The organism is Planktosalinus lacus, assembly GCF_014640155.1.
GTDB lineage: Bacteria > Bacteroidota > Bacteroidia > Flavobacteriales > Flavobacteriaceae > Planktosalinus > Planktosalinus lacus.
On the sequence record NZ_BMGK01000002.1, the window covers coordinates 81,994 to 105,352 of the forward strand.

Annotated in this window: 23 protein-coding genes; 9 read left to right on the forward strand and 14 right to left on the reverse strand. The window is 36.1% G+C overall.

Annotated elements, in window-relative coordinates; genetic code table 11:
- The first annotated feature begins 3 nt into the window (after positions 1–3).
- Together IEV69_RS02530 and IEV69_RS02535 are read left to right on the forward strand one after the other, a co-directional pair.
- The gene (locus tag IEV69_RS02530) at positions 4–921 is read left to right on the forward strand and encodes a geranylgeranylglycerol-phosphate geranylgeranyltransferase (protein WP_229741280.1); all 918 of its coding nucleotides are present in this window, start codon (positions 4–6) and stop codon (positions 919–921) included.
- Positions 922–1,071: 150 nt separating this feature from the next.
- Positions 1,072–3,543 (forward strand): TonB-dependent receptor, encoded by a 2,472-nt coding sequence (locus tag IEV69_RS02535; RefSeq protein ID WP_188439174.1) that lies wholly within the window; start codon positions 1,072–1,074, stop codon positions 3,541–3,543.
- Positions 3,544–3,626: 83 nt separating this feature from the next.
- On the opposite strand, the gene IEV69_RS02540 is transcribed toward IEV69_RS02535, so the two are convergent.
- From IEV69_RS02540 to IEV69_RS02550, 3 genes are all read right to left on the reverse strand, one after another.
- Complete coding sequence (locus IEV69_RS02540; protein WP_188439176.1) at positions 3,627–3,791, reverse strand: hypothetical protein; 165 nt, start codon at positions 3,789–3,791, stop codon at positions 3,627–3,629.
- Between the two features lie 120 nt (positions 3,792–3,911).
- Positions 3,912–4,409, reverse strand: a complete 498-nt coding sequence (gene ribH / locus IEV69_RS02545; protein ID WP_188439178.1) for a 6,7-dimethyl-8-ribityllumazine synthase — start codon at positions 4,407–4,409, stop codon at positions 3,912–3,914.
- A 41-nt stretch (positions 4,410–4,450) separates the two neighbouring features.
- Positions 4,451–5,215 (reverse strand): tetratricopeptide repeat protein, encoded by a 765-nt coding sequence (locus IEV69_RS02550; RefSeq protein ID WP_188439180.1) that lies wholly within the window; start codon positions 5,213–5,215, stop codon positions 4,451–4,453.
- Positions 5,216–5,361: 146 nt separating this feature from the next.
- Between IEV69_RS02550 and recF the strand changes: the two genes are divergently transcribed.
- From recF to IEV69_RS02565, 3 genes are read left to right on the forward strand one after another with little or no spacing between them, the layout of a single operon-like run.
- Positions 5,362–6,441, forward strand: a complete 1,080-nt coding sequence (gene recF / locus IEV69_RS02555; protein WP_188439182.1) for a DNA replication/repair protein RecF — start codon at positions 5,362–5,364, stop codon at positions 6,439–6,441.
- A gap of 58 nt (positions 6,442–6,499) precedes the next feature.
- On the forward strand, positions 6,500–6,919 hold the full coding sequence (locus tag IEV69_RS02560) for a hypothetical protein (protein ID WP_188439184.1): 420 nt from the start codon (positions 6,500–6,502) through the stop codon (positions 6,917–6,919).
- Positions 6,916–7,212, forward strand: coding sequence for a DciA family protein (locus tag IEV69_RS02565; RefSeq protein WP_188439185.1), 297 nt, complete (start codon positions 6,916–6,918; stop codon positions 7,210–7,212). Before IEV69_RS02560 ends, IEV69_RS02565 begins: the two co-directional genes overlap by 4 nt.
- A gap of 51 nt (positions 7,213–7,263) precedes the next feature.
- On the opposite strand, the gene IEV69_RS02570 is transcribed toward IEV69_RS02565, so the two are convergent.
- The 9 genes from IEV69_RS02570 to IEV69_RS02610 all read right to left on the reverse strand — a co-directional run bounded on the left by IEV69_RS02570 (position 7,264) and on the right by IEV69_RS02610 (position 19,247).
- Positions 7,264–7,683 (reverse strand): nucleoside-diphosphate kinase, encoded by a 420-nt coding sequence (locus IEV69_RS02570; protein WP_188439187.1) that lies wholly within the window; start codon positions 7,681–7,683, stop codon positions 7,264–7,266.
- Between the two features lie 109 nt (positions 7,684–7,792).
- Positions 7,793–9,481: a DUF2207 domain-containing protein gene (locus IEV69_RS02575; protein WP_188439189.1), complete on the reverse strand. Its 1,689-nt coding sequence runs from the start codon at positions 9,479–9,481 to the stop codon at positions 7,793–7,795.
- 9 nt (positions 9,482–9,490) lie between these two features.
- Complete coding sequence (locus IEV69_RS02580; protein WP_188439190.1) at positions 9,491–10,039, reverse strand: LemA family protein; 549 nt, start codon at positions 10,037–10,039, stop codon at positions 9,491–9,493.
- 260 nt (positions 10,040–10,299) lie between these two features.
- A complete protein-coding gene (locus IEV69_RS02585; RefSeq protein ID WP_188439192.1) occupies positions 10,300–12,567 on the reverse strand; it encodes an aconitate hydratase in 2,268 nt (755 codons plus the stop codon).
- A 212-nt stretch (positions 12,568–12,779) separates the two neighbouring features.
- The gene (locus IEV69_RS02590) at positions 12,780–13,922 is read right to left on the reverse strand and encodes an acyltransferase family protein (protein WP_188439194.1); all 1,143 of its coding nucleotides are present in this window, start codon (positions 13,920–13,922) and stop codon (positions 12,780–12,782) included.
- Positions 13,923–13,996: 74 nt separating this feature from the next.
- Positions 13,997–14,950, reverse strand: coding sequence for an AAA family ATPase (locus IEV69_RS02595; RefSeq protein WP_188439196.1), 954 nt, complete (start codon positions 14,948–14,950; stop codon positions 13,997–13,999).
- Positions 14,951–15,015: 65 nt separating this feature from the next.
- A complete protein-coding gene (locus IEV69_RS02600) occupies positions 15,016–16,455 on the reverse strand; it encodes a peptidylprolyl isomerase (protein ID WP_308420124.1) in 1,440 nt (479 codons plus the stop codon).
- Positions 16,439–17,284, reverse strand: a complete 846-nt coding sequence (locus IEV69_RS02605; protein WP_188439200.1) for a peptidyl-prolyl cis-trans isomerase — start codon at positions 17,282–17,284, stop codon at positions 16,439–16,441. Before IEV69_RS02605 ends, IEV69_RS02600 begins: the two co-directional genes overlap by 17 nt.
- A complete protein-coding gene (locus IEV69_RS02610; RefSeq protein ID WP_188439202.1) occupies positions 17,277–19,247 on the reverse strand; it encodes a peptidylprolyl isomerase in 1,971 nt (656 codons plus the stop codon). The genes IEV69_RS02605 and IEV69_RS02610 overlap by 8 nt, the downstream gene beginning before the upstream one ends.
- Positions 19,248–19,377: 130 nt before the next feature.
- Here IEV69_RS02610 and IEV69_RS02615 point away from each other — a divergent pair, with 130 nt between their 5' ends.
- The 3 genes from IEV69_RS02615 to IEV69_RS02625 are packed head-to-tail and all read left to right on the forward strand — an operon-like array spanning position 19,378 to position 20,649.
- A complete protein-coding gene (locus tag IEV69_RS02615) occupies positions 19,378–19,836 on the forward strand; it encodes an SRPBCC family protein (protein WP_188439204.1) in 459 nt (152 codons plus the stop codon).
- 45 nt (positions 19,837–19,881) lie between these two features.
- Positions 19,882–20,394, forward strand: a complete 513-nt coding sequence (locus tag IEV69_RS02620) for an OmpH/Skp family outer membrane protein (protein WP_188439206.1) — start codon at positions 19,882–19,884, stop codon at positions 20,392–20,394.
- Between the two features lie 6 nt (positions 20,395–20,400).
- On the forward strand, positions 20,401–20,649 hold the full coding sequence (locus IEV69_RS02625) for a hypothetical protein (RefSeq protein WP_188439207.1): 249 nt from the start codon (positions 20,401–20,403) through the stop codon (positions 20,647–20,649).
- Here the strand turns inward: IEV69_RS02625 and IEV69_RS02630 are convergent, their stop codons facing one another.
- Positions 20,650–21,717: a putative type IX sorting system protein PorV2 gene (locus IEV69_RS02630; protein WP_373283645.1), complete on the reverse strand. Its 1,068-nt coding sequence runs from the start codon at positions 21,715–21,717 to the stop codon at positions 20,650–20,652.
- 129 nt (positions 21,718–21,846) lie between these two features.
- On the opposite strand from IEV69_RS02630, the gene IEV69_RS02635 reads away from it, so the two are divergent.
- Positions 21,847–22,590 (forward strand): CDP-alcohol phosphatidyltransferase family protein, encoded by a 744-nt coding sequence (locus IEV69_RS02635; protein WP_188439209.1) that lies wholly within the window; start codon positions 21,847–21,849, stop codon positions 22,588–22,590.
- Here the strand turns inward: IEV69_RS02635 and lptB are convergent.
- A complete protein-coding gene (gene lptB, locus IEV69_RS02640) occupies positions 22,587–23,330 on the reverse strand; it encodes an LPS export ABC transporter ATP-binding protein (RefSeq protein WP_188439211.1) in 744 nt (247 codons plus the stop codon). The genes IEV69_RS02635 and lptB overlap by 4 nt on opposite strands.
- Positions 23,331–23,359: the final 29 nt, after the last annotated feature.

Here is a 23,359-nt window from a genome sequence, read left to right on the forward strand (position 1 = left end):
CTTATGATAGCTTTTTTGAATCTCATCCGTGTTAAAAATCTATTGTTCATTGTCCTGGTTCAGGTTTTGATAAAAATCACTCTTTTTGATCAACTTGAATACAGCACAGCGCTTTCTTATTTTGATTTTGCAATTCTAACATTTGCTACGGTGTGTATTGCAGCAGGAGGTTATATTATCAATGATATTTATGACGTTGCTATTGACTGCGTCAATAAACCCCTAAAAGTGATTGTTGGAAATAAGATTTCACAAAACACTGCACATTATATCTATCTTGTAGTTACTTCTGTGGGTGTATTGGCGGGGTTTTATTTGTCCAACCTGATTGAAAGACAATTTCTAGCCGGATTGTTCATCATACTTGCAGCTTTGCTGTATTTATACGCTTCTTTTATAAAAAAAATTCTTTTAGCGGGAAATCTGTTGGTTGCGCTCCTTGTAGCTATGAGCATTATTATCCTAGGCTTGTTTGATTTATTTCCTGTTATTAATACAGAAAATCGTGAGGTTTTCACAAACGCTTTCACACTAATATTAGCGTATGCTCTTTTTGCTTTTTTACTTACCTTATTAAGGGAAATCGTTAAAGATTTGGAAGATATCAATGGTGATAAAAATGGTGAACGTAAAACAATCCCGATAGTTTTAGGCAGAAAACGCACCGGTATCCTATTGTTTTTTATGTGTGTAATTATCGTTTTTAGTGTGCTTTTTTATATGTACCAGGAACTCTATAGATTTCCATATGCAATGCTTTATTTTCTTTTTTTAATCATTGGTCCACTTCTCTACTTTTGCATAAAAATTCTCTCTACCAACACAAAAACCGGCTATGCTAAATTAGCTTCCATTCCTAAATTAGTAATGCTTTTTGGAATCCTTTCATTACTACTTTATCATTTTGGAATTATTCAATAAATAAAGCCGTTTTCAGCATCTTCTTATTACCATTTCATTATATAATTTTTAACATGAATTTAAGCAAAACGCCTTAAACCAAGGTGTATTTTCGCAGTCTCAATAGTAATTGCTATTTGAAAACCACCTTTATTTTATCAAATCAACTCTATGAAAAAGATATTACTTCTAATAACTATTCTATTATCAACTTCATTTATTTATTCACAATCCGGAAATTATATTGTATCAGGCAAAGTAATCGACAAAACCTCAGGACAACCCCTTGAGTTTGCTACAGTGTCCTTGGTTGAATCAGATACAGAAAAACTTGTTAATGGAGGAATTACAGATCTCGATGGTAATTTCAGTCTGGATGTTCCAAGAGGAACATATGATATAAAGTTTGAGTTTATTTCTTATGAAACCATTACCCTTCGAGATAGAAATATAACCGGTGATACAGAATTAAATTCAGTGAGTTTAGATCTGGATTCAGAAAGCTTGGATGAAGTAGTCGTAAGAGCTGAAACAACTGAAGTGCAGGTAAGACTGGACAAAAAAATATACAATATCGGTAAAGATTTAACCACGCGTGGTGCTACTGTTGGAGACGCTTTAAGTAATGTACCATCAGTGGCTGTTGATGTTGAAGGCGCCATCAGCCTAAGGGGAAATGAAAACGTTAGGATTTTAATCAACGGTAAACCATCGGCAATAGCTGGTTTTGGAGATACTGATGCATTGACACAATTACCTGCAGACGCCATAGAACGCGTTGAAGTAATCACAAGTCCTTCTGCAAGATATGACGCTGAAGGAACGGCCGGTATTCTGAATATCATTCTCAGAAAAGAAAAAACTTTGGGTTTTAATGGTTCAGTAACGCTTAACGGAGGTATTCCGTCAAACAATGGAATCAACACAAATATTAATTTAAGAACTGACAAGTTCAATATATTCAACACTTCAGGTTACAGCTATCGCAAATTTCCCGGAAATGCCAACTTTGAAAATACCTTTGAAAATGGTGACTTTACCAGAACATTGGAAGACAGGGAATTCGACCGAAAGCGAACCGGGTTTAACACCAATCTGGGTATAGAATATTTCTTAACAGAAAGCTCTTCCATTACAGCAACAGGGTTTTTAAGAATAAGTGATGGCGATGATGAAACCCGCACAGATACAAGAAAATTCATTGGAAGTGACCTTGCTGAACAATCGTTAAGAAAAGAACGCGAAACCGAAGAAGATACCCGCTATCAATTTTCATTAAACTACATCAATAAGTTTAACGATGAAGGTCATCAATTAACCGCAGACCTTCAGTATGAAAACAGCTCAGAAACTGAAAATTCTTTTATTACAGAACAAAATATTTTTCCAGATAATGTAGCATTTCCATCTGAAGATATCATCACAAAAGAAGATCAAAATGAATACCTTGCTCAAGTTGATTATGTGTTGCCTATAGGCGAAAATGCACAGTTTGAAGCAGGTTATCGAGGTGATTTTGAAAATGAAGTTACAGACTATTCGCTTTTTGAAGAAGACCTCGATACCGGTAACTTTGAATTAAATGAACTATTGACCAATATTTTTGATTATTCTGAAAATGTAAATGCGCTCTATACTCAATATGGAAATAAATTTGGACAGTTTTCTTTTCTATTAGGGCTTCGTCTTGAAAACACACAACTGAAAGGAAAGCTTTCTTCTGAGCTTTCTGAAGAAGAATTATCACAGGTATTTGGTGTTAACATTGATACTGATTTTGATAAAAATTATTTAGGGCTCTTCCCAACAGTGAATCTAATATATGAGCTTGCTGAAAATGAAAACATCACATTAGGCTATAACCGCAGAATTAACCGCCCTAGAGGTTGGTACATTAATCCGTTCCCCTCACGTTCAAGTGTGACAAATGTATTTCAAGGAAATCCTGATCTGGACCCTGCCTATGCCAGTGCTTTTGATTTAGGGTACCTGAAACGCTTCGATAAATTCACCTTAACAAGTTCTGTTTATTATCAGCACGAAACGGATGCTTTTGAAAGAGTTCAGCTCAGAACAGGAGAAACAGTCAACGGCATTGAAGTGGTGAGAACCATTCCTATTAACCTTTCAACAAATCAACGTATTGGTGCAGAAGCCGGTTTCCTATACAACCCACTTAAATGGTTGAGAATGAACGGAAGTTTTAATTTCTTTCAATTTGAAACTGATGGTGAATTTGAAGGCATTGACTACAGTGCAACAAATACAAGCTGGTTTGCCAGATTTAGTTCTAAGGTTAGCTTACCGGCAAAAATTGACTGGCAAACAAATATGTTTTACAGAGGACCTTCTGAAAATTCACAAACTAAAACAGATGGTATTTTTTCTTTAAACCTGGCCTTTAGCAAAGAACTTTTTAACGACAATGCGACCATTTCATTAAACGTAAGTGATCTACTCAATACAAGAAAAAGAAATTCATTTACACAAGGAGTTGGATTTACATCTGACAGTGAGTTTCAATGGAGAGAAAGACAAATCACAGCTTCATTCACTTACCGATTTAATCAGCAAAAAAATCAGAGAGACCGCAGAGAGCGAAACGGCAACGGAGATGATGACTTTGAAGGTGGTGAATTTTAATGTTATTTTTAATTACAACCAATAAAAAAAGGGGGCTCTTAGAGCTCCCTTTTTTATTTTATGATAATAAGTATTTCTTAGTATTATTCCTCTTTATTTTTAGCTGCGCGTTTTTCCTTTAGCATTTCCATAACAGCACCACCCAACCAGTAAGGCACAAAAAGCATTAAAAAAATCATCAACCAAAATCCAATGGTAACGATGGTCATAAAAGCTAAAAATCCGAGGTATTGATCAAATTCAAACATAATTTCAGGTGTAATTTATAACTGTTTACAAAGATACAAGTAAAATTTTAATTTTTACAAGCAAATGAATTGCTTTTGCTCAAAAAGTTAATCACAACTAATCAACAATTCACAGCCATTTTAAAGAGCCGATTCTTTCTTTAGTTGAGCCATTTTGATTGCGGCAATAGCTGCTTCAACTCCTTTATTGCCGTGTTTGCCACCACTTCTGTCAATTGATTGTTGCAAGGTATTATCGGTTAGCACACAAAAAATAACAGGAATTTCTCCCAGCAAGTTCAAGTCTTTAATTCCTTGTGCGACTCCTTCACAAACAAAATCAAAATGCTTTGTTTCTCCTTGAATAACTACTCCAATCGCAATGATGGCATCCAGCATATCATAACACTTACCCATACGTTTGCTCCCATAAATAAGCTCAAAACTTCCTGGCACATTCCAGCGAACAATATTGTCGTTGATTGCCCCGTGTTCTTTTAAGGTGTCGAATGCACCCTGAAAAAGATTCTCAGTAATGCTTTCATTCCATTCTGAAACAACAATCCCAAATCGAAAGTTTTTCGCATTTGGGATTGATTTCTTATCGTAAGTCGATAAATTTTTATTTACAGTTGCCATTAAATTAAATATTAAATGACAAAATCAAGCCTGAACAATATTTAGTCCATGGCTTCAGCCTGACCAAGGTAAACATCCACCTGGTTGGCTTCAGCAGATTCCGGGAAATCTGATTTGATTTTGTTTAAATGTTTCAATGCTTCAGAAGCATTGTTTAATTCCAAAGCCAAAACAGCAGCTTTTAATAAGTATTTTGGTGAAGTGAACTCATTTTCATTCATTGATGCAGCTTCATTATAATACTTCAAAGCATCTTCTTTTTGGCCTAATTCTGCAAAAGCATCACCAATATTTCCTTTGGCAATGGGTCCCAGCATTTCATCCTTCCCTTTGAATTTATCAAGGTGAACGATGGCTTCTTTATAGTTTTTGGTTTGCAAATAAGCAATTCCGGCATAATATCTGGAAATATTGGCTGCATCAGTACCACTGTAATTGTCAATGATATCTAAAAATCCATATTTACCCTGACCTCCGTTTAAGGAAAGATTAAACAAAGAATCTTGTTGTTGACCTTCTAAAGCTTGTTCAAAATAAACCTGAGCTTGATACATTTCGTTTGAAGCTTCCAACTCTTTTGGTTTTAAGACATACTGGGTATAAGCCAAATAGCCTAAAACACCAACTGCCACGACGGCAATAATGATATAAATGTATTTTTGATTTTTAGCAACCCACTGCTCAGTTTTTGAAGCTTTTTCATCAAGGGTGTTAAACACCTCAGCAGTTGTGCTTTGTTCTTCAATAGCCGCTTGTCTTTCTTCCTTGCTCTGAGGCTTATGCCCTCTCTTTTTATATGTAGCCATAATAGTTCTTTAGTGAAGGGCAAAAATAAAATTTTTATTATAATTTAAAAGGGAAATTATTTGTTATTTTTCAATAATTTGCAGATTCTAGTTTAAGCCTAAAAGTTTCTTTCTGCAATTTATAAAATACACGTTTTTAAATACTTATGCATTTAACAACCCTTTCATTACTAAATTATAAAAATTTTGAAGCAATAAATTTTGACCTTGACCACAAAATAAACTGTTTTGTAGGCAACAATGGGGTAGGAAAAACAAATGTGCTGGATGCAATCTACCACTTATCCTTTGGAAAAAGCTATTTCAATCCCATAACTACCCAAAATATTAATCACGCCTCCGATTTTTTCGTAATTGATGGCACCTACCTTAAGGCAGAAAAAACCGAACGAATCATCGTAAGTGCCAAACGCGGACAAAAAAAAGTTATTAAACGCAACGGTAAAGAATACAACAAACTGGCCGACCATGTAGGTTTTATACCTTTGGTGATTATTTCTCCGGCTGATAGGGATTTGATAACAGAAGGCAGCGATACCAGAAGAAAATTTATGGACGGTGTGATTTCACAAGGAGATCAGCAGTATCTAAATACATTAATGACATACAACAAAGTAGTAGCGCAACGCAATGCTTTGTTAAAATTTTTTGTAGCAAACAATACTACTAACCCAGATACCTTAGAAATTTACAACCAACAAATGGTGGAACTAGGCTCGGTTATCTTTAAAAAAAGAACCGAGTTTATCAACCAGTTTATTCCCATTTTTAACAAAAGACATCAATCAATTTCTAAAGGCAATGAAACGGTAAACCTGATTTATAAAAGCCAACTTGAAGATGAGCCCTTACTCAAGCTACTTCAAGACAATTACGCAAAAGATAAAGCGTTACAATACACCTCTGTGGGGGTGCATAAAGATGATTTGCAATTTGAAATTGACGGGCATCCCATCAAAAAATTTGGCTCTCAGGGTCAGCAAAAAACCTACTTGATCGCTTTGAAGTTAGCACAGTTTGATTTCCTGAAAAAACTGAGCAACATCAACCCTATTTTATTGCTCGATGACATTTTTGATAAACTCGATGAAAGCCGTGTAGAACAAATTATCACACTGGTGGAACGCGAAAACTTCGGTCAATTGTTCATCAGTGATACCCACCCTGAACGCACAGAAAATATCGTAAAAAAAGTGCATCAAACCTATAAAATGTTCCGGTTGTAAAAGGCTTTCCGGGTTTCATTATGTATCTTTGAATAAATGTATTTTAAATTAATAGTGTATGAGACCAAGCATTTCCTTTCTCCTGCTGCTGATACTTACCTCCTGCGCTCAAGGAGTTGATAAAAACGACTTGAAAAACATCAATGGATACTGGGAAATAGAAGAAGTAACCTTGCCTTCCGGCGAAAAAAAATCATACACTGTAAATACCCTCATCGATTATTTCGAACTTGAAGGCACCAAAGGATTTCGAAAAAAAGTAGCTCCACAACTCGATGGAACTTTTAAAACAACCGAAGATGAAGAAGCTATTGAAGTGCTCTTTGAAGGCTCTGAAGCAATACTTCTGTATTCAACCCCTTTTCACAAGTGGAAAGAAACAATATTAAAAGCAGACGAAAACCAATTGGTATTGAAAAACGAAAATGAAGTAGTCTACACTTACAAACAATATGAACCCATAAACCTTCCCCAATGAAAAAAAGACACGGACAAGAAGTCTCAATAAGTGAAGTCCTCAAGGAGTTTGTAAGCAATAACAAACTGGATAAAGGTTTGGAACAAGTGCAGGTAGCTGAGGCCTGGAATAAACTGATGGGCCCAGCTATTAAAAAATATACCACCGCCGTCAAACTCAATCGAGGAAAACTATTTGTTCAACTCAATTCCAGTGTTTTACGGGAAGAATTGAGTTATGGAAAACAAAAAATCATCAAATTGATGAATGAAGAGTTAGGTGATGAATTGATTAAAGAAATAATTTTACAATAAAAAAGCTGCAATGATTTTGCAGCTTTTTTTATAAAGTATCTTCTCTTAGGTTTAAAACATCTCTCTTCCTGAAAAATGGAAAGCACCTTCAATTGCGGCGTTTTCATCACTGTCACTTCCGTGAACAGCATTTTCCCCAATGGAAGCAGCATATAGTTTTCTGATGGTTCCTTCAGCAGCATCTGCCGGGTTGGTAGCACCAATCAATGTCCTGAAATCTTCAACAGCATTTTCCTTTTCAAGAATTGCAGCTACAATAGGACCCCGTGTCATATATTCAACCAATTCACCAAAAAACGGACGTTCTTTGTGAACTGCATAAAACGCCTCAGCATCTGCAGTGGTCATTTGAGTCATTTTTATCGACACAATTCTAAAACCTGCCTTGTTAATCATTTGTAATATCGCACCAATGTGTCCTTTTTCAACACTATCAGGCTTAAGCATAGTAAATGTTCTATTTGTTGCCATTGTTCTTTTTTTAAATTTTGGGCAAAAATAGGGATTTAAAACAGAAATTCACAAGCTTTTTAGTTATAAGAAATTTAAAACGAAAATGAAATTGCGACTTCAAAACAGATTACCAGCCACCGCCGCCACCGCCACCGCCGCCACCGCCGGAAAACCCGCCACCCCCACTTCCTGACGAACTTCCCGGAGGGGTGGATGCAGAAGAAATAGCAGAATTAAAACTTCGCCCCATATCACTACTGAACTTGGCAGGTGAAAATGCCATGGCTCCCATGGCTGCTCCACTATACCAGGAGGGATTGTATGAAGAGGCTTCCTGCAAGGAGTCTTTAAGTGCATTTTCAAATTTTTCACCCCATTTGTTTTCAACTCCCAGGGCAATTGCAAATGGTAATAACGCTTCAAAACGTTGAGGAGTCATTTCAGGTTCGTGATTTAAATCCAATTGTTTTTTTTCTGCAACGTCCACATACATTTTAAATCCTTCAATGTCATCCATCACAACCCTGCCTTTTTTGGTGGGTGCTTTTATCAAATAAGTAAATAAAATCACCATCGCCACCAAAAGGAATAATAAAATAAACGGAATCACCGGCGATGGAGCCAAAACAAATGTAAGCACGACCAAAATCACAGAGGCCAGAATTCCTTTCCCTAAATGATTGTAGTTAAAACTAAAATAAGTGGGTTTTAACTGCTTTTTAATTGTGTCAAACAAGCTTTTTCTTGCCTTTGAAAACTCTTTATGATATTTGTTATCCAGGTCGATAATTTTATGGTTTGCAAATAATGCTTTTGAAAGGGCTGCTTCTTCATCAGTCAGTATTGAATAGTCTTCAGCCTGTCTTTTTAAGGTGTATTTTTTCTTGGAATAAACAATTTTCAAATGTCCTTTTACAGCCATATTGACGATAGCTGCTGTAACTGCCCGTTGGGTCATTCGCAACGATTGCAAGATGGCAATCTGTGCCGGACTAAAACCTTTAGGGGGATCAAACTGAGGAAAAATTGTGCCTTTTGGTGGGTCGACACCCACTTTACGCCACGACCTGTAATACACAAAAAAAACTGCAAGCAAACCTAAAAAGGCCACCAACACATAGAGATTGCTTTTTATAAAAAACAGTAACTTCTCCATTGCTGTGGGTTCATAGACCAATCCCTTAGGCCAGGCCACGGCAAAGGTTAGTTGTTCTCGGGGTTGTAACTCCCTATTTGTTTCTATTTTTAACCGGTTCTCTCCTGAAATAATTTCGCAATCACAATCAGTAGCTCCCCCAGTGCCGGAAAAAGCATCAACCTGAAGAATTTCAGCACCTTCGGGCAGTTCTACTAAAACTGTTGCTTTTTCAATTGAGAATGCCCAATCACCACCAATGGCGTTAAAATAAAGTTCATCAAATTCTTCAAAATAACCAATTTGTCTGGTAGTTTCATAAATTAGTGTATAGGTATATTGCCCGGGCTTTAGAAAAGTATTCTTATCCCCTATATAAACAATCACTCCATTGTTTTTGTTTTCAGTAAAAAACCCTTCCGGCTGACCATCTTTAAGTACCTCTTTTACTTGAAAATCAACATTGAAATTAGTGCCCAGCTTGTCTTTATATTTTGTTGGAAACGTTCGAAATATTCCTCGTTTAATATCCTTTCCTTCAGTATTTACAGTAATGTCTTCCCGAACCAATAAATCACCTGATTCTTCCACCTTTATTTGAGTGGTGTAAGAAAGTATGCGTTCTTGTGAATAAGAATTCACCGTAAACAGAAACAGACAAAAAGTGAGTAAGATTCTCATTTGAAGGATTTAAAAGTTAAGGTTTGGAACTGCTTTTTCAGTTTCATTTTTAATATCAAAAAATTCCCTTTGTGAATGATTTGCTGCTTTGGCAATAAACATAGACGGGAATTGTTCAATCATAATATTGTAATTTCTCACACTTCCATTGTAATAACGACGTGCGCGCTGTAAATCATTTTCAACCACTGCAAGTTCTTTCTGCAGCTCTAAAAAGTTCTGATTGGCTTTCAGTTCGGGATAGTTTTCCACTACCACAAAAAGTTTTCCCAAAGCTTTTGAAAGCCCTACCTCTGCTGCTTCTTGCTCTTTTACCTCTGTGGCTTCCATACCTCTGGTGCGCAATTGTGTAATGCTTTCAAATAGATTTTTCTCATGGGCAGCATAGCCTTGTACCACTTTTACAATATTGGGAATTAAATCATGGCGTTTTTGCAGTTGTACATCTATTCCGCTCCAGGCTTCATTAACCATAGTGCGCAACCTGATGAGGCTGTTATAAATATATACACAATAAACAATAACAAGGATGACAAGTGAAATAACGACTAAGGTCATAAGATTGAATTAAAGTTAAAAAACTGTTTAAAGGTATCTATTTTTTGAAAACGGCACTAAAATATAGTAAGCTTAATTAAATAACAACTTTCCTTATACTCATTCACAACTTTTGTGTATAAAAAATCAGAAATCAAGGTTTTGAGGAATATGGTTTTCTGTTTTTAGTCTAAAACAAATTCGTCCATAAACAAAACATCCCATTAAGATTGATTCCTAATGGGATGTATTTTTATTTTGATGTATATAAAACGATCTATCTACTTTGCATTTTCTTTTTTAATCAAATTAAGTGCAGAACCTTCCTTATACCACTCTATTTGAGCATTGTTATAAGTATGGTTTGCTTTGATCGTGTCAGTACTTCCATCCTTGTGAACCAATTCAATGGTTAATTGTTTTTCAGGAGCAAAATCTTTTAAGTCCACAAAGTTGAACGTATCATCTTCCTGAATCAAATCATAATCAGCTTCATTAGCAAAAGTTAATCCCAGCATTCCTTGTTTCTTCAAGTTGGTTTCATGGATTCGTGCAAACGACTTTACCAAAACCACTTTGACTCCCAGGTGACGAGGCTGCATAGCTGCATGTTCTCTTGATGAACCCTCTCCGTAGTTATGGTCACCCACTACGACAGTTGGAATACCGGCTTTTTTATATTCTCGTTGGACATCGGGCACTCCACCATATTCTCCACTTAACTGGCTTTTTACAAAATTTGTTTTTTTGTTGAAAGCATTCACCGCGCCAATCAAAGTATTGTTAGCAATATTGTCAAGGTGACCTCTGTAACGCAACCAAGGACCTGCCATAGAAATGTGGTCTGTGGTACATTTGCCAAATGCTTTAATTAAAAGCTTGGCATTTGTAAGGTTGCCTCCATCCCAAGGTTCAAAAGGGTCTAACAATTGCAAGCGCTCTGAAGTTGGGCTTACTTTTACTTCGACGCTTCTTCCGTTTTCGGTTGGAGCGAGATAACCACTTTCTTTAACTTCAAAACCAAGAGGTGGCAATTCCAATCCTTTAGGTATTTCCAATTTCACTTCTTCTCCATCTTCATTAATTAGAGTATCATTCATAGGGTCAAAATCCAGTCTACCTGAAATAGCAATTGCTGCCACCATTTCTGGCGAACCTACAAAAGCATGAGTGTTTGGATTTCCATCTGCACGTTTTGAAAAGTTTCGGTTAAAGGAATGTACAATAGTGTTTTTCTCGTCACCTTTCACATCACTCCTATCCCATTGACCAATACAAGGTCCACAGGCATTGGTGAAAATTGTAGCGTCAAGGTCCTCAAAAATCTTTAAAATACCATCGCGCTCTGCGGTGTATCTGATTTGTTCAGAACCCGGATTGATACCAAAGTCTGACTTGGGTTTTAATTTTTTATCTACTGCCTGTTTTGCAATTGAAGAGGCACGGGTTAAATCTTCGTAGGAACTATTTGTACATGATCCAATCAAGCCCCAATCAACTTTTATAGGCCAGCCGTTTTCTTTGGCTTTTTGACCCAATTGACCAACAGGTGTTGCCAAATCGGGTGTAAAAGGACCATTGAGATGTGGTCTTAATTCTGAAAGGTTGATTTCAATCACCTGGTCAAAATATTGCTCCGGTTTTGCATAGACTTCAGGGTCACCGGTTAAATGACTTTTAACTTTATTGGCTTCATCTGCAATATCATTTCGGTCTGTTGCTCTCAGGAAGCGCTCCATCGAATCGTCATAACCAAAAGTTGAAGTGGTGGCTCCAATTTCTGCACCCATATTACAAATGGTTCCTTTACCGGTACAGGAAAGATTCTTAGCCCCTTCTCCAAAATATTCAAGAATAGCACCTGTACCTCCTTTAACAGTGAGGATTCCCGCCACCTTAAGTATAACATCTTTAGAAGCTGTCCATCCATTGAGTTCGCCGGTGAGCTTCACTCCAATAAGTTTTGGAAACTTCAACTCCCATGGCATTCCGGCCATAACATCTACAGCATCGGCTCCTCCAACGCCCACAGCAACCATTCCCAAGCCTCCTGCATTTACTGTGTGCGAATCTGTTCCAATCATCATTCCACCCGGAAATGCATAATTTTCCAGCACAACCTGGTGAATAATTCCTGCACCGGGCTTCCAAAACCCAATTCCATATTTATTTGAAACCGATTCCAGAAAGTCAAAAACTTCCTTACTGGTATCATTGGCACGTTTTAAATCTTCTGTAGCGCCCGATTTTGCCTGGATAAGGTGGTCGCAATGCACCGTGGTGGGCACAGCAACGTTGTCTCTTCCGGCTTGCATAAACTGTAGTAAGGCCATTTGTGCAGTTGCATCCTGACAAGCAATTCTGTCTGGGGCAAAGTCAACGTAATCTTTTCCACGGGTAAACGCTTTTGTAGGCGTACCATCCCAGAGGTGAGAATACAATATTTTTTCAGTAAGTGTAAGCGGTTTTCCTACAATTTCACGTGCTTTATTTACACGCTTATCCATAGTAGCATACACTTTTTTAATCATGTCGATATCAAAGGCCATAGTCGTATTGTTAATTGTTAAAAATAAATTTTGAGTGCTTATGAAATTTGGTTTTCAAAACAATGCTTGCAAATTTACAAAAAAGCAATCACTTTTAAAAATCATTAAAGAAAATGATGATTTAATGAATTATTTTTAATATAACTTAATTTTACATAAATATAATTGCAAATAAATTAAGTTTTGGTAGATTATTTTACCAAGTTATTAATCTATACCTTAGGGAGTCGCTTCTTAAAGATGGGTCTATCACGTAAATCCATCATTGGTTTTTCATAAATCCGATAAAGAATTAGTGATAAAAAAATTGTCAACAGCAAATAAACTAGTACAAAAACCAGTTTATCATCAGTATTAAGACTTTCAATGGGTCTGAAATACCTCATAAGTTGAAGTATGATAGAATAATGTAACAGATACATACTATAAGATATCAGGCTTATAACAGTAATCGGTTTTAAAAAGAGCTTTGGTGCCGATTTCCATTGAGATAAAAAAGGCAGTGAACAAGCAATACATAATGAGCAAAACGGTAAATAAACTACATTCCACAAAAAGGGATAATCTTGAATAATCAAGTTTTTATAACCAATGATATAATGAAAAAGTATAAAAGCAAAAAACCCGATGAGCAACAACAATCCTTTATTAGATTTCCATGTTTTTGGTTTCATCAAAGAAATATAGGCTGCAAGCACTCCATAATAAATAGCATCAATGCGAAACAATACGACAGCTTTAAGATTGATATTCCAATAAGTCATATCGCTTAAAGGTGTCAACTGATTGTAAACAAGTTTTGTTCCTGTAAAAAAGCCAATTATAAGGAATGTAATAATCAGAAACACTTTTTCTTTAGACACTTTCCATTTAAATATCATTGCCAAATAGAACAAGAAAGGACAAATAATGTAAGCAAACTCTTCTATCGGTAAACTCCAGGATTCTGTAAAAAAGAGGTCCATTCCTTCCACCGCATTTTGAAGAAAGAAAAAATACTTCCATAATGTTTCAGGGTATTCTCTTCCAAAATATGCAGCAATGGCAATATTGATGAGTAATACCAGATAATAATTAGGTAATGTGCGAAACCAGCGACGAATGAGAAAATAATTGAGGTCTTTGGTAACAAATTCGTCTTTAGTAAAAATCCTAAACAGAATTCTTCCAATCAAAAAGCCACTTAAAACAAAAAAGATTTCAACACCCATCACACCCATCAACCTTAAAAGGTCAACAAAACTCCCTTTTGCTTCCGGAAAAATCCAAAGGGCATGTGAAAAAACGACAAACAAAATTGCTGCCGCCCGCATCACGTCAAGACCAAAAATGCGTTGTTGATATTCTATATTCACTAACTCAGCTTTTGCTTAAAAGCGAATATAGCCAAAAAGTTTAAAGAACTATTTTATTTGAAATGGGAAAAATATTAAAGTAAATTTTGAATAATATCCTCTATACTTAACCCTTCAGCTTCAGCTTTGTAGTTTTTAATCATTCGGTGTCGCAAAATGCCTGTAGCAACTTCCTGAACATCTGAACTATCTGGTGAGTACTTCCCGTTAAGAGCGGCATTCGCTTTTGCTGCAAGTATTAAATTTTGAGAAGCTCTTGGTCCTGCACCCCAATCGATATAATTTTTAACAATATCAGGTGCCTGCTCCGAAGCTGGTCGTGTTTTTCCAACCAGTTGAACTGCATATTCTATTACATTGTCTGCCACAGGAATTCTTCTTATCAAATGCTGAAAATCTATGATTTCCTGAGCAATAAAAAGGGGATTTACAGTATGAACTTCATCTGATGTGGTTGCCTTCACGATATCTACCTCTTCAGTAAATGAAGGATAGTCGAGGTTGATTGCAAACATAAAGCGGTCAAGTTGGGCTTCCGGTAATGGATAGGTTCCTTCCTGTTCAATTGGGTTTTGTGTAGCCAAAACAAAATAGGGTAAACTCATTTTGTAATGCTGCCCAGCGATGGTTACAGCACGCTCTTGCATAGCCTCCAATAAAGCTGCCTGAGTTTTAGGAGGGGTTCTGTTTATTTCATCTGCAAGGATTATGTTAGCGAAAATGGGGCCTTTTATAAATTTAAATTGCCTGTTTTCGTTTAGAATTTCAGAACCTAAAATATCACTTGGCATTAAATCGGGCGTGAATTGAATTCTCTTAAAATCTAATCCCAAAGCCTGGGCTAATGTATTGACCAATAGTGTTTTTGCTAATCCGGGTACACCAATCAAAAGTGCATGACCCCCAGAAAAAATTGATAACAATACTTGTTTTACCACCTCATCTTGCCCAATGATTATTTTAGAAATCTCGTTCTTTAAATCTTTATGTTTTTTTACAAGTTGTTCTACTGCTGCTACATCAGACATAATAATATTTTTGTTTTTTATTGAGTGAATCAAGTTAAAATGTGGCTAAACGATACTCAAGTTATTTATTTTTGTAACCAGTTGCTGGCAAAATTACAATGTGAGTAATCCTCACTGATATTAACGTACGTCTCATTTATTTTTGCCTCTTGCCAATCTTCTATTGCTTTGATTCGCTTTTCATTCAAAGCCAGTTCTTTTATCTTTTCATAATCTTTTGAAAAATCTGCTTGGTGCTCTTCAAACCTATTAGTTACGGTGAGAATTTTAAATCGTTTTCTTCCGGTTCGGTCTTCATCTACATAGACTGGAGAAACTTCTCCGTCTTTAAGGTTATATACCTGTGCACTTAGTGAAGGCTCCATTTTTGTAAGTTCAAATCTGGTATCACTGGTAACAGGATTCACTAACTGACCACCATTGTTTCTGGTTTCTTTTTCGTCAGATTCAGATCGGGCTGCTTCAGCGAAAGAAAGCTCACCATTGACTATCTTTTCTCTTAAATTATCGATTTTTTCCCGTGCTTTTTGAATGGTAGCCTCATTCACACGTGGAATTTTTAAAACATGTCTAACATCGCGTTCCTGACCTCTAACTTTTTCGACATAAACGATGTGAAAACCAAACTCAGTTTCAAATGGCTCACTTACTTCTCCCTCTCTTAAAGCAAAAGCAACATCTTTAAATTCTTTAACAAAGGGACTGTTTCTGTTTAAACTTATAAGTCCTCCTCTGGATGCAGCACCGGGTTCATCTGAATAAAGAACCACTTTTGTAGTAAAGCTACTTCCGTTTTCTACCACATCTCTACGGTGCTCATTGAGTTCATCAATAACCCGTTGCTTGGCTTCTGCAGTCAATTCTGGTTCAATTACAATTTGAGCTACTTCAAGTTCTGTTCCAAAAACGGGCAGGTCCTCCTTAGGGATATTATGGAAAAAAGTGCGTACTTCTTCAGGGGTTACTTCAACATTTTCATAGACTTTTTCCTGCATCATGGCCGCAAGTTGATTGGCTTTATTTATTTCAAACAGCTCTCTTCTCAACTCTGCCATTGAGTTTTTTCTATAGTATTGAAACACTTTTTCTTCAGAACCCAATTGACTGATCATATAATCAATTTGCTGATCTAATCTACTGTTGATCTCTGCTTCAGAAACCACAATACTGTCCTGAATGGCGTGGTGTGCATACAACTTGTCTTCAAGAAGTTTTCCCAATAGCTCACAACGTGATATTTCATCAATGGAAATGCTTTGTTGCTGAAGCTCGAGATATGTTTTATCGATGTCACTTTCTAAAACAATATAATCACCCACTACTCCAATCACTCCATCCACTTTAAATCTTTTTTGAGTTTGAACTGTGTCAATTTTTACAGAATCAACCTGGGCATCTATATTGCTTGTCTCATCTATTATTAATGTGTCTTGAGCTGAAATTGATATACTCAAAAAGAACAATATCAACAAAGCAATGGCAGGCTTGTTATTTATAAATTTCAAATTTTTTAGTTTTAATTGCATCTTGTAAAATCTCTTTTTCTAAATTTCTTATTATTTCAAGTTTTCTCCTGTTGAGAATTATTTGTTCAATTGTAGGACTCACATAAGTTAAGGGTGCATTTTCGTTCCTAAGTAACACATCCTTAATATAAATCAAATATACTCCTAATGAGTCTTGCAATTCCAATGTATTTGATTTTTTTAACAATTCGCTGTAGTTGCTATCATTCACTACAGGAATTTTGTCCTTTACTGTGTTTGCTTGTACCCAAACTGAATCGTTTAAAGAAAAGGTTTTAAACTGAATTTCACGTGCCATCAACTCCTTTTTATCCTCGTCATTAAACCTAAATAATTGCTGTTTAAGTGTTGATGTACTTCTATTTTCATTACCCACATGAATGTATCTCAATTGAATAAGATCTTCATTGAGCTTAAAGTTTTCACTGTTTTGATTGTAAAAACTTTCAAGTTGATTTTGGTCTATTTCTTCATCGAGTTGCTGAGTGGCAATGATATCTAAATATCCTTTTGTGTACAAGTCTGTCTTATAATTGGCAACCAACTCGTCATACTGATTTAATTTTTCCTGCGATAAATTGAGTTTTGCCTGGTCCATCAATAACTTTTGAGTGGCCCATTTATCAATAAATGTATTCACAACAAGCGAACTGTCTGTTTGTGATGATCCGGGGCCAACTAAATCCAGAATGTCATTTTTATATAAAAAGTGCTCTCCTACTCTTGCAATAACCTGATCATCAGGTTGTTTTTCAAACAACTGACAAGAGCCCAGTAAAAACAAAAATAGAAAGGTGAGTTTAGTCATTTAATTTTTTTACAGCTTTTTTGTTGATCTTTACATTGTATTTTTCCCGAAGCTCCTGCATCCATTGTTCTTCAAGATGATTTTGATAATCGCTCATTACCTTGCCCCTAATTTCGTCAAGTTTTTTATGAGTTTCGGGAAAAACCTCATCTACTTTAAAAACGATGAATTGTGAGGAATTGGTATGATCATCACTACCTATATCATAAACCTTTGAAACACCTTCTTTAAACTCAAAATTTTCTGGTAAAACAGAGTTTCCAAGTTCAAATAAATCATATTTAAAAATCACATTGGTTTGCTCGCCTGAATTTAAAGCTTCTTTAATTTCTTCTTCCGTTTTGTTGTTTTCCAATAGGGATTGTATTTGTGCAGCATAATCAGCATTTGCAGTGGAAGCCATCAAAGCCTTGACACGTTTGTTCCATTTGTAATTAGTTTTATTGCTTTGATAAAACTTTTCCAAACCTAAACTGTCTTCTTTTGAAGGTTCCCAAATATTTTTCTGCATTAGTTCAAAAATCAATAAACCATCGCGATATTCAGTGATTAGATTGGCATACTCCGGGTTTTCTTGTTCCAGATGAATTTTATAAAATTCATTGAGTTTTTCTTCTTCAAACTCATCATAATAAGAAGCGAGCTGAAGCTCTTTTTGTTTAAAAATACGTGATGACTTTTGACGTTTTTCGATATAAGATGCAAAATCTGAAAAGGTATAGGCGACATCACCAATTTCAAAAATTGTTTCTTTAAGTTTTGGATGATCTTCTGTAAACTCCCATTTACGCTTCAAAACACTGTCTGTCACAAAAGTGTTGAAAAATGCAAGTGGAGTTTCAGACTTTTTAAAGTTATATTTTTGCTTGATACGATCATTCACTGCTTTTACTACTATTTTAGAACGATCTGTATTTTTGATTCTTCTTAAAAGTTCTTCTCTTTGCTCCTCGAGTGATTCGATTGGGTGACGTTCAATTAGCTTTATAATGTGCCAGCCAAAATTGGTTTTGACAGGTTGAGAAATATCACCGGGGTTTTCAAGTGCAAAAGCGACTGTTTCAAACTCAGAAGAATTGAGCTTTCCAGACCCAAAGCGGGTTAATTTTCCACCATTATTCTTGCTTCCGGGATCTTCAGAAAATTGTTTTGCAAGGTCACCAAAGTCTTCCCCTTGGTTGATACGGTTTAATATTTCATCGAGTCTCTTTTTAGCTTCTTCATCTGTAACATCGTTTCTTGTCGAAATCATAATGTGTGCCACTGTAATTTCATTGGGCACTGGTCGTCTGTCATTTACTTTCAAAATGTGATAACCATATTGAGTTCTTAAGATGTCTGAAACTTCTCCAACTTTGGTGTTATAGGCTACATTTTCAAAAGGGTACACCATTCCAAAACCCTTAAAATATCCTAATGCACCGGCTCTCTCTTCGGCTTTGGGTTCCTCTGAATAAGTTCTTGCAAGTGTTTCAAAATCTTCTCCCGCTCGCGCTTTTTGTAAAATTTCAGTAATTTTTTCGTAAGCTATCAATGTGTCTTTTGGAGTGGCATCAGGCGTTACTCTAATGAGTATATGGTTTGCATTAACCTCTTCTGTTAACCTGTCATATGCCTCTTGAATAAGCTCTTCAGTTATTTCTTGTTGAAACAAATAATTCTGAGAAAGTTGGTTTTTATATGTGTTTAATTCTTTTTGAAACTCAGGGTTTTTATCAAGCTCCTGGTCAAAGGCTTCCTTGGTTTTTAATTTATAGTTCACAAACAAATCGAGATAGGCCTCTTTTCCTTTTTGATCCTCATCTTGAACCATTTCAATATTCTTGTGATATACTCTTAAAAATTCATCTACTAAAACCGGCTCATCATCTAAAGTGAGAAGTACATTTTTATCTAATTGTTGAGAATAGGAAAATGTGGATATTACCAATAAAAGAAATAAGAAATACCTGTTTATTTTCATAGCGATTTAATTTTTAGAATGTTTGCAAAAATAGCAAAATTCGATTGTTAACCAAGATGTATTTCATAACATATTACTAAAAAGACCTCAATTTTGATATATTTGTAAACCAACCAAAACATTAAGTAAAATGAAGTACCGCATTAGTATCACATTAAATCTGCCAAGGCAAAAAGTGATCGAACTCTTTGACAATCCTGACAACATGAAACATTGGCAAAAAGGCTTTATTAGTTTTGAACATGTTTCAGGCACACCGGGTCAAGAAGGAGCTGTTTCAAATTTAAAATACAAAATGGGAAAACGTTCTATGGAACTTGTTGAAACCATATTGAAACGTGATTTACCTGAGGAATTTCACGGAACTTACGACACAAAAGGAGTTCACAACATTCAGGAAAACTACTTTAAAGAAATTGATGAACATACAACCGAATGGATTTCTGTTACAGAGTTCCAATTTTCAGGGTTAATGATGAAAGCCATGGGGTTTTTTATGCCTGGTGCTTTCAAAAAACAATCTTTTAAATTTATGGAAGCTTTTAAAAACTTTGCAGAAAACGGCATTTCAGTTGCTGAAAAATCATAATTGCAAAACATGAATATTTCTGTTACTTTAGCCAAAAAATTTACAATGAAGAACGTATTATTTATCCTCAGCATTTTATTAGTAACATCCATTATGAGTGCCCAGTCAAAAGTGGGAACCATTGATATTGATCATATTCTTTCGCAAATGCCACAGTTTACATCAGTGCAGAGCGAACTGAAAACATATGGTGAATCACTTGACAATCAACTAAAAGAGAAAATGGCAGGTTACCAGTCAAAACTAGAAGAATACAACGCCAGTGTTGATTCATTTTCTGAAACCCAAGTTGAAGAAAAACAATCAGAAATTTTTAATCTGGAAGAAGAAATAACAAAATTCAGACAAAACGGAATCCAATTGATGCGCATCAAAGAAGACGAGCTTAAAAGACCGCTTTACCAAAAAATAGCAGAAGCGATGGATGTAATCGCTAAAGAACAACAATTCACGCAGATATTCAATACCGGCCAGGACGGGAATTTGGTGTATTTAGATCCTGCTTTTGATATCACAGATGCAGTTATGGAACAATTAGGCATAGAAGTTAAAGAATAATTTGTTATGACTTCTGAACGCCTCAAACTCATTTGGGATTTTCATGGGCCCGACGCTAAAAAAACAGCTTCTCACCATAAGGTTCATCTTACTGAATATGCAGCCATTCAAAACCTGGAATTACCGGTTTCAGGTGTAGAAAGGATCTCAGAACTACATTATATCGCCTATTTAGTGGTAAATCGAATGAGTATGCCCGCTGTAAGAGATGCCTTAAAACCACATCGGGGACAAATCTATACCATTGGAAACTAATTACCTGAAGACATTCCAGTCTATTTTCACAGAAAAAACATTGGAATAAAGCGCAGCACTTTGGTCTCCAATATCAGTCAATGCATAATCTATGTGAATCCCTTTATACTTGAATCCAACACCTATATTTGGCTGGAAGTTTAAACTTTCATTACCATCTAACTGTAATACATTTTGAAAGTTTCCAACACCGGCTCTCAAAAAGACCATATCAATAAAGCCAAAATCAAAGCCCAAAGCTGGATCAATACTAAAGCTACTTGTGGAAATCAAATCGTTGGTTTGAACAAAGCGCATGTTCAGGTTCATAGAAGCTACCAAAGAATAATCTCCCCTAAAATCAAAACGCTTTCCGGCACCGATTTGTAGTTTTGGAATTGTAATCTCAGTGGTTTCGGGCTGCTCCTGGTTTTGACCTTCTACAGCACCTTGAATTGTTGCAAATTGCTCCTCATCGATTGCCCAAATATTGTATGTCGTGGTAATATCCCTGGCCATTACTCCTAAACGCCAATCACCTTTTTCAAACTGAATTCCAACATCAAAGCCAAACCCCCAGGAAGAAGCAAATTTACCAATCACTCGTCTGATGATTTTTGCGTTTACACCATAATTTAACCCATCAAGTGGAAGTTTTCGTGCATATGAAAATACAAATCCATAATCGGCTGTAGAAAATAAACTGATGCGGTTGTAATCAATATTACCTTGTTGATCTATCAACTGGGTGGTGTTTAAAATATCATCTACCCCAAACCTGATAGCTGAAATTCCAACAGCACTGCGGTCGTCCAAGGGCATGGCAAAGGCGGCGTAGTTATAGGAAGCAATATTTGCAAAATAAGAAGCGTGCATAAGCGCCATCTGATTGTCTTCCAGATGGAGTATTCCGGCAGGGTTCCAGTAAACAGAATTAACATCAGAAGTGATTCCCGTAACGGCATTTGCCATACCCAATGCTGCCGCATCAACACCAATATTCATAAACTCATTTGAATATTTTCTGGCTGTTTGCGCCGAAACTACACTCACCGAAAAAAATAACAGAAACAGAAATTTCTTTTTCAAGGGCTTAATTTGTTGCAAATATCTAATTTTTCCTGTTTATTTAACTACAAAAACCGCTAGTTATTGTTTAATTTTAAAGCCTGGACGAAAATAGTTTGCTAAATTTACAAAAACTAAAACCATCCCTTTATGCTTCGATTTATTCCAAATTTCATAACCCTTTTAAACCTTCTTTTTGGTTGCATTGCAGTTGTATTTGCCATTCAGGGAAATCTACCGCTTGCTGCAGGCTTTGTAATCTTAGGAATATTTTTTGACTTTTTTGACGGACTTGCAGCACGAGCTCTGGGAATTCAAAGCGAATTGGGAAAACAATTGGACTCCCTTGCCGATGTGGTTACAAGTGGTTTAGTTCCAGGAATTATAATGATGCAACTCATCCATATGGCTTGCCTGGAATCAACTCCTAGCAACTTATGGGAGGGATCGTCAGTAAATTTAACCACCGATGCTTTTCTGCCTTTATTGGGTTTATTAATCACCTTGGGCTCTGCTTACCGACTTGCTAAATTTAACATTGACGAAAGGCAAACAAACACTTTTATTGGCCTTCCCACACCTGCCAACGCATTATGGGTCATCAGTTTGCCACTCATTCTAATCTACCAACCATCAGATCTGGCTTTTGATATACTCTTGAATCCCGTGGTGCTGATAGCACTCACTTTTTTAAGCACCTTTTTACTGAATGCACCACTCAAACTGTTTTCTTTGAAGTTCAAAACACGAAGCTTTAAAGCAAACTCAGAGCGTTATGTGTTCTTGATCGTGAGCATAGCACTGCTCATTGCTTTTTGGTTTGTAGCAATTCCATTGATAATCCTGCTCTATCTTATACTATCACTGATATCCAATAAACGCGAGCGTGCTTAATTAAAGTTGAGTTTCTTTTTGCGAAGTTCAAAATTTTGACCCAAATACACTTTTCTGACCATTTCATCAGTCGCTAGCTCTTCGGGTTCTCCGTGTTTTAGAATGCTTCCTTCAAACATCAGGTAAGTGCGGTCTGTAATAGCAAGTGTTTCCTGTACGTTGTGATCTGTAATCAGGATTCCAATATTTTTGTTTTTAAGTTGTGCAACAATTCGTTGAATGTCTTCAACTGCCACAGGATCTACACCGGCAAAAGGTTCATCCAGTAAAATAAAACTGGGGTCTGTGGCCAAAGCACGCGCTATCTCTGTGCGACGACGCTCACCACCAGAAAGTAAATCACCCCTGTTTTTTCTGATATGCCCCAAACCAAATTCCTCAATTAAAGATTCCATTTTAGCGTGTTGTTCTTTTTTTGAAAGTTTGGTGAGCTGTAATACACTTAAAATATTTTCTTCAATGCTCAATTTTCTGAAAACAGAGGCCTCTTGTGCCAAATATCCAATTCCGTTTTGAGCCCTTTTGTACATGGGGTATTTGGTGATTTCAGTTTCATTGAGAAAAATCTTTCCCTTGTTAGGTTTGATCAACCCAACAATCATATAAAAAGAAGTTGTTTTTCCGGCGCCATTGGGACCTAAAAGCCCCACGATTTCACCACGGTTTACTTCAACGCTAATGCCTTTTACAACATCACGCCCTTTATAAGTTTTTACAAGATTTTCAGCTCTTAGTTTCATAAAAAAGTAAATTGGTCTATCTACATAAA

Coding starts and splice junctions, on each gene's coding strand:
- IEV69_RS02585 (WP_188439192.1), bottom strand. CDS start 12,567: ATGGCCTTTGATATCGACATGATTAAAAAAGTGTATGCTACTATGGAT.
- ribH (WP_188439178.1), bottom strand. CDS start 4,409: ATGGCAACTGTAAATAAAAATTTATCGACTTACGATAAGAAATCAATC.
- IEV69_RS02540 (WP_188439176.1), bottom strand. CDS start 3,791: ATGTTTGAATTTGATCAATACCTCGGATTTTTAGCTTTTATGACCATC.
- IEV69_RS02610 (WP_188439202.1), bottom strand. CDS start 19,247: ATGAAAATAAACAGGTATTTCTTATTTCTTTTATTGGTAATATCCACA.
- IEV69_RS02550 (WP_188439180.1), bottom strand. CDS start 5,215: ATGGCTACATATAAAAAGAGAGGGCATAAGCCTCAGAGCAAGGAAGAA.
- IEV69_RS02575 (WP_188439189.1), bottom strand. CDS start 9,481: ATGAGAATCTTACTCACTTTTTGTCTGTTTCTGTTTACGGTGAATTCT.
- lptB (WP_188439211.1), bottom strand. CDS start 23,330: ATGAAACTAAGAGCTGAAAATCTTGTAAAAACTTATAAAGGGCGTGAT.
- IEV69_RS02625 (WP_188439207.1), top strand. CDS start 20,401: ATGACTTCTGAACGCCTCAAACTCATTTGGGATTTTCATGGGCCCGAC.
- IEV69_RS02620 (WP_188439206.1), top strand. CDS start 19,882: ATGAAGAACGTATTATTTATCCTCAGCATTTTATTAGTAACATCCATT.
- IEV69_RS02565 (WP_188439185.1), top strand. CDS start 6,916: ATGAAAAAAAGACACGGACAAGAAGTCTCAATAAGTGAAGTCCTCAAG.
- IEV69_RS02635 (WP_188439209.1), top strand. CDS start 21,847: ATGCTTCGATTTATTCCAAATTTCATAACCCTTTTAAACCTTCTTTTT.
- recF (WP_188439182.1), top strand. CDS start 5,362: ATGCATTTAACAACCCTTTCATTACTAAATTATAAAAATTTTGAAGCA.
- IEV69_RS02595 (WP_188439196.1), bottom strand. CDS start 14,950: ATGTCTGATGTAGCAGCAGTAGAACAACTTGTAAAAAAACATAAAGAT.
- IEV69_RS02580 (WP_188439190.1), bottom strand. CDS start 10,039: ATGACCTTAGTCGTTATTTCACTTGTCATCCTTGTTATTGTTTATTGT.
- IEV69_RS02560 (WP_188439184.1), top strand. CDS start 6,500: ATGAGACCAAGCATTTCCTTTCTCCTGCTGCTGATACTTACCTCCTGC.
- IEV69_RS02535 (WP_188439174.1), top strand. CDS start 1,072: ATGAAAAAGATATTACTTCTAATAACTATTCTATTATCAACTTCATTT.
- IEV69_RS02570 (WP_188439187.1), bottom strand. CDS start 7,683: ATGGCAACAAATAGAACATTTACTATGCTTAAGCCTGATAGTGTTGAA.
- IEV69_RS02615 (WP_188439204.1), top strand. CDS start 19,378: ATGAAGTACCGCATTAGTATCACATTAAATCTGCCAAGGCAAAAAGTG.
- IEV69_RS02530 (WP_229741280.1), top strand. CDS start 4: ATGATAGCTTTTTTGAATCTCATCCGTGTTAAAAATCTATTGTTCATT.
- IEV69_RS02605 (WP_188439200.1), bottom strand. CDS start 17,284: ATGACTAAACTCACCTTTCTATTTTTGTTTTTACTGGGCTCTTGTCAG.